The sequence below is a fragment of the Lutibacter sp. genome, assembly GCF_030692605.1.
GTDB lineage: Bacteria > Bacteroidota > Bacteroidia > Flavobacteriales > Flavobacteriaceae > Lutibacter.
The window spans coordinates 23,428-29,427 of record NZ_JAUYUD010000044.1; the positions used below are offsets into that span (position 1 = coordinate 23,428).

6 protein-coding genes are annotated in these 6,000 nt (G+C 28.4%); 3 read left to right on the forward strand and 3 right to left on the reverse strand.

From position 1 onward, the window contains the following. Positions 1–175 precede the first annotated feature (175 nt). Positions 176–1,840, forward strand: coding sequence for a 2-succinyl-5-enolpyruvyl-6-hydroxy-3-cyclohexene-1-carboxylic-acid synthase (gene menD / locus Q8S45_RS03980; RefSeq protein WP_305601430.1), 1,665 nt, complete (start codon positions 176–178; stop codon positions 1,838–1,840). 6 nt (positions 1,841–1,846) lie between these two features. Next, a complete protein-coding gene (locus Q8S45_RS03985; RefSeq protein WP_305601431.1) occupies positions 1,847–2,266 on the forward strand; it encodes a DNA-binding protein in 420 nt (139 codons plus the stop codon). 19 nt (positions 2,267–2,285) lie between these two features. Here Q8S45_RS03985 and Q8S45_RS03990 read toward each other — a convergent pair whose 3' ends face one another. From Q8S45_RS03990 to Q8S45_RS04000, 3 genes are all read right to left on the reverse strand, one after another. Beyond that, the gene (locus tag Q8S45_RS03990) at positions 2,286–3,440 is read right to left on the reverse strand and encodes a C1 family peptidase (protein ID WP_305601432.1); all 1,155 of its coding nucleotides are present in this window, start codon (positions 3,438–3,440) and stop codon (positions 2,286–2,288) included. 4 nt (positions 3,441–3,444) lie between these two features. Next, entirely contained in the window at positions 3,445–4,647 is a 1,203-nt protein-coding gene (locus Q8S45_RS03995; protein ID WP_305601434.1) for an alpha/beta hydrolase, read from the reverse strand. 173 nt (positions 4,648–4,820) lie between these two features. Then, on the reverse strand, positions 4,821–5,012 hold the full coding sequence (locus Q8S45_RS04000; RefSeq protein ID WP_305601436.1) for a hypothetical protein: 192 nt from the start codon (positions 5,010–5,012) through the stop codon (positions 4,821–4,823). A 160-nt stretch (positions 5,013–5,172) separates the two neighbouring features. Between Q8S45_RS04000 and Q8S45_RS04005 the strand changes: the two genes are divergently transcribed. Continuing rightward, entirely contained in the window at positions 5,173–5,802 is a 630-nt protein-coding gene (locus Q8S45_RS04005; RefSeq protein WP_305601438.1) for an HD domain-containing protein, read from the forward strand. Positions 5,803–6,000: the final 198 nt, after the last annotated feature.

Below are 6,000 nucleotides of genomic sequence, written 5' to 3' on the forward strand. Positions count from 1 at the left end.
AATTCTTAAAGAATTGGAACAGTTTGTAAAGTACCATTTGCAAAAGAGTATATTAACAAAATAATGGAAATGGGAAAAATTGGTAAAAAACGAAAAGGAGCAAGATGTTAAAAAAGAAAACAATTTTATCTTATTTAAAAAAAACGAATTTAACAGCAATTATTAAATATTAAAAATGCCTTTTATACCTCAAAATAAATTAGCCAATCAAATAGTATATTCTTGTGAAAAATTTGGAATAACAACTGTTGTTGTTTCTCCTGGTTCTAGAAACGCACCTTTAATTATTGGATTTAATGCTTCAAAAAAGATTGAAAGTCTATCGGTTGTTGATGAACGATGTGCTGGTTTTTTTGCTTTGGGAATTGCCCAGCAAACACTAAAGCCTGTGGCATTGGTTTGTACTTCTGGATCGGCATTGTTAAATTATTATCCTGCTATTTCAGAAGCATTTTATAGCCATATACCATTGGTAATTATTTCTGCTGATAGGCCAGATTACCTTATTGATGTTGGAGATGGACAAACTATTAGGCAAAAAAACGTGTTTGAAAATCATTGCCTTTACAATGCTAATTTGGGAGCAGAAAATGATATATTTCAAATAGAAAACGCGTTAAAAATAGCAATTCAACAAAAAGGGCCTGTTCATATTAATGCCCCATTTGACGAACCTTTATATGCTACTATTGAAGCAACTGATATTGAAGGTGTTAATACAGAAAACTTGTTTTCTATTGAAGTTCCAGAAATCCCTTTAAATGTTGATGGACTTCAGGAGTTTGCTAATTTATGGAATTCATCTTCAAAAAAAATGGTTTTAGTTGGTTCTCATTTCCCTGATGATTTATTGCAAATACAATTAGACCATTTTCTTAAAGATTCTTCTGTATTGGTTTTAACCGAAAATACGGCAAATGTGCATAATTCAAAATTTATAAATTGTATTGATAAGTTGATTTTTCCATTTGATGATGATGAACTTGAGAAATTTAGACCAGATATATTAATTAGTTTAGGAGGTTTAATTGTTTCAAAAAAAATAAAAGAACAGTTGCGAAAATTTCAACCAAAACAGCATTGGCATATAGATTCTTTAAGGGCTTTTGATACGTTTCATTGCTTAACCCACCATTTTAAAATTTCACCACAATTATTTTTTAGTCAGTTTTTCTTTTTAACAAAAAAAAATGAAAGCAACTATCAGAATTATTGGTTAGCTAAAAAAGAAATCAGAATAAAAAAGCATCAACACTTTTTAGATGAATGTGCTTTTTCAGATTTAAAAGTATTTGAATCATTATTGAAAAACATTCCTAAAAATTGGCAATTGCAATTAGGGAATAGTTCGGTTATTAGATATGCTCAATTATTTGACATTGAAAAAAGCTTAAAGATTTTTTGTAATAGAGGTACAAGCGGAATCGACGGCTCAACAAGTACTGCAATTGGAGCTGCTTATACTAGTAAGGATCCTGTTGTTTTTATAACAGGTGATATCAGTTTTTTTTACGATAGCAATGCCCTGTGGAATAATTATATACCTTCTAATTTTAGAATAATTGTGGTAAACAATGGAGGTGGAGGTATTTTTAGATTTATTTCTGGACCGAAAAATTCTAATGCGTTGGATTATTTTGAAACACCACATAGTTTAACTGCAGAACATTTATGCAAAATGTTTAATTTTGAATATGTTTCGGTTGATAATTTGGAAAATTTGAACAAACAATTAAGTTCTTTTTACCAAATTTCGACAACCCCTAAATTAGTAGAAATTTTCACACCAAGAGAAGATAACGATAAAATTTTAAAAGCGTATTTTAGCAATTTAAAATAAATACCTATGGAATTAAAAGTTGGAGATAAAGTTGAATTATTGGTAGGGAGAAATACGGGCCTAGGTTTTACAGTGTTGGTAAATCACACGTATGAAGGATTACTCTATAAAAATGAACTTTTTCAAAAAATTGCTGAAGGTGAAAAACTCGTTGGATACGTTAAAAAAATTCGTGAAGACGGAAAACTTGATGTGAGTCTTCAACCAATTGGTTTTAAAAACACCATTGTTAAGTATGAAATTGTTGTTTTAAAAGCACTTAAAGAAAATGATGGATTTTTAGCTTTAAACGATAAAAGTGATCCTGTTGAAATTAAATATCAACTTGGAATGAGTAAAAAGGCGTTTAAAAGTGCTATTGGGGGCTTATTTAAGCAAAAACTTATTACTATTTCCGAAGAGGGAATTAGGTCTGCAAATTTATAAATCAAAAATAATTATTTTTTTAAGTTTTTAATTGTTTTTTTAAAGTTTCAGAAATTGCATCGTTATGCAGAGTAACGGAGATTGTTTTCAGCTTAAAAAAGGTTTTACTCATAAATAAATACCCTCCATTGCCAATTCGACTACCGCTTGCTCCCCAAGAATTTTTTATTTTGTAATATTCTGTTCCATTTTGGTCTTTAACCAACCCAATAATATGCATTAAATGATCATCGGTGGTATTGTAATTTTCAAATTCTTGCTGTCTAAATTCAGGTGAAATTATAGGTTCTTCAACAATATAGGTCATTGATTTTTCATTGTTTTTACTGTTTTTTGGTATAACTGCAATGCCATATTTTTGTGAAAATGTTTCTTCTGAAACATCACAATCTAAGGTTAAGGTAAAACCTTTTTTAAGAGCCTCATCGACAGTACTTACCAAATCTGATATTGGGATATTATAAAAAATGCCATTTGAAAAATTATCGGGAATATCTAATATAATTGAATTATAAAAAGGCTGATGGGTAAAAGATGTTAATGTTAAATAGCTTGAAGGATTTATTTGGGTGTATTCTAAAAAGGATTTAGAATTGTAAGTAACACCGTTAAATATAAAATATTGAGGCATTACTCCTAATTCTATATTTAAAATAGAATCGACTTGTTTTTTCCAATTAACACCTGTTTTATTTGCTAATTTAATGTAGTTGTCTAAAACCAATTGCATTTTTGGAACTAGTTTTTCATGATTATATCGGGTCGAATCGGTTGCCAAACCTGTATAGCTATATTCAGGTACTAGTCCGTTTAATTTTATAGAATTAAAAACATCATGAGCCAATCCACCTTCACTAAATTGAGTTTTCCCTTGCCTCATTACATAGGTGTAAGCCTTTGAATTATAGGTATGTCTTACATTATACATTTCAGAAATATCTATAAATTCTCCAGTGGTTCTATATATTTCTGATTCTAAAAATGATGATGCCGAAAAGCTCCAGCAGGTTCCTGTATTTCCTTGATTTTTTACGTTGCTCGCTTCAATATCAATTACGGTTGAAAATTGATATTTTTGTTCAGAAGGAATATTTACATTAATAACTGAATCTTCTTGGGCAAAAATGTTCAAACTAAAATGAGCTAGAATTAAAATGAGTGTTAGTTTTTTCATACTATTAATTTTCTTTTTTTTGTTCAGGTTCTACATATAAACCACTTTGTTTTAATATAATACGATCTATATTTTCATAATACCCATCGGCATTTGGGTCACCTTCTGGTAATTTCATATAGCCACTTTTGTAATAATTTAGAGCTTGTTTTAATTTGTTTCCAGTTTCGTAATAACGACCAATATAATAATCTCCAATAGGTGATTCTTTATATAATTTATTAATCATTTCTCCAAAATCTTTTAAATAATCTCCATTTTCTTTATCCATAACAATACTTTCAATAGCAAAAATATCTTTTTCACGAATTTTTAAATTGCTTCCGAATAAATAATCAATTTCAACATATTTATTTTCTAGGTAAGCAATTGCGTCAGCAGGAGACAAATTTTTGATATTTTTTTCAAATTCTTCTGTGGAAATGGCGGAATATAATTCAAAAATAAAAGCCAAGGCATTAGAAATTGAAACACCAATAGAAGATGTTTTTGTGGCGCCATCTATATTTTGGTATTTGTATTTAAATTTTGGATTGTTACTTTTAGATAAAAGTTGATGTGCATTATTTATTTCAGCAGCATACTTTTCTGTATTATAAGAGCCATTACTTAGATAATAGTAAATATTCTCATCCTTTAATGTTTTTACTTTCTGATCTAACATTGTAGGAATATCCAGCCCTAAATAAGGATTAATGGCTATAAATGCGTTAAAACCTGGGTGGTCTTCAATTAAAAAATAATTTAGAAAATTTGCGGTTAAAGTATTTCCAATAATGGTTTTAAAAGGTGAAATCCGATAATTACTTTCCATATAAGTTGCCAATTCACTTCGTATAAATCTGTAAAAAGCAGCGCCACGATCTGTTGGTAGACTGTTTTCTTTTTGAAAAGAACAATCTTCAAAACGTTCATTGAATTGGTTTTGATATATACCAACAATAATTTGCTCAGGAGCTTCATCTATATTTGCAAATAATATGGCATTTCCAACATAAACATCGAACAAATATTCAGCATCTAAAACAACTGTTATTGGATATAATTTAGTATTATCTTCGTTATAGCTAGGTGGAACATAAATTTTAAGTATACGTTCGGTTCCAAGTTCTCTTGAATTAATTTTCTTGACTTGAATTTGCTGTGAAGTCATTTTAGCCGATAATAAAACCACTAAAAAAAGTAAAGCTGTTATTTTTTTATTCATAATTCGTAAATATTTTTAAATCCAAAGCCTAATCCCATATTAAAATAAGTGCTATCTTTTGAATTAAACAATGAGCCTTTTAAGGTAAATAATTCAGCACCAACTAACCAAATTTATCCATTGCACGAAGTTTTCCAATTGTTTAATGTCCCATTTTTAAGCTAAACACTTTCTTATTCAAAACATCCAAAAACTCCAACTTGTATTGGAATAAATTTCGTTTTAAAATTACGTAAATTAAAACAGATATCTGTATTTTGGTAAAACGATTTGTCTTCGTCAGAACGTTTGTTTCTATAATATCTTAAACTATCGTTTCCTCCAACACTTGCTCTATGATAAAACTCAAATTCATTTATAAACACTTTATTATATTGAGTTTTATAAATTGGGTAACTAATTAAATTAATAATTATAATAAAAAGGGAAAGTTTCTTTATTAAAAAACGACTCACATTTCAAATAAAATTTTAAAATTAAACCACCTAATTTTATGTATTTTTGAATAAAGTAAAATTGTTAAAGATGTTAGAAAACGATTTTTTTAAGGAAATACAAAGTTATATTTTTGAAATGTTTAAAAACAATCTAAAACCTCAGGTTGTTTATCATAATTATATTCATACGCTTGAGGTGGTATTTGCTGCAAATGAAATTGCCTTGGCTGAAGGAATTTCTGAAGATAATAGGGAAATTGTCTTACTTTCAGCTTGGTTTCATGATATTGGATTTATTAATGGGTTCGAGAATCATGAAGAAAACAGCATGAACATTGCAGAAATTTTTTTGATTAAAAGGTCATATGATTCGAAAAAAATTGAAGCAGTTAAAACATGTATTAATGCTACTAAAATTCCCCAAAACCCACTAAATATAATCCAAAAAATTATGTGCGATGCCGATTTGTTTCATTTGGGCAAAGAATCGTTTATTGAAAAATCAAACTTGTTAAGATTAGAGTGGGAGCAGATTCTAGGTAAGAAGTTATCAGATATTGATTGGTTGTTAGAAAACGAAAAATTCGTTGGTGCGCATAAGTATTTTACCAATTATGCATTTACGAATTGGAGTGAACAGAAATCTATAAATTGGTTAAAACTTCAAAAAGAATTACGAAAAGCAATTGCAAAAAATGATGAAATAGAACAGAAATAATGTTAAAAATTTATTTTTATTTCATTGCTATGTTAAAACTAATGAATTGATAACTCTAATAAGTAATAAGAATAAAATAATGTCGTATTTTATTGCGTATATATAATAATTTTCGTATATTTATCTCATTATGAGATATATAACACTTAAAAATGAAGAGATTGAGGTATTGGAATACCTTCATCGGAATAGCCCTAA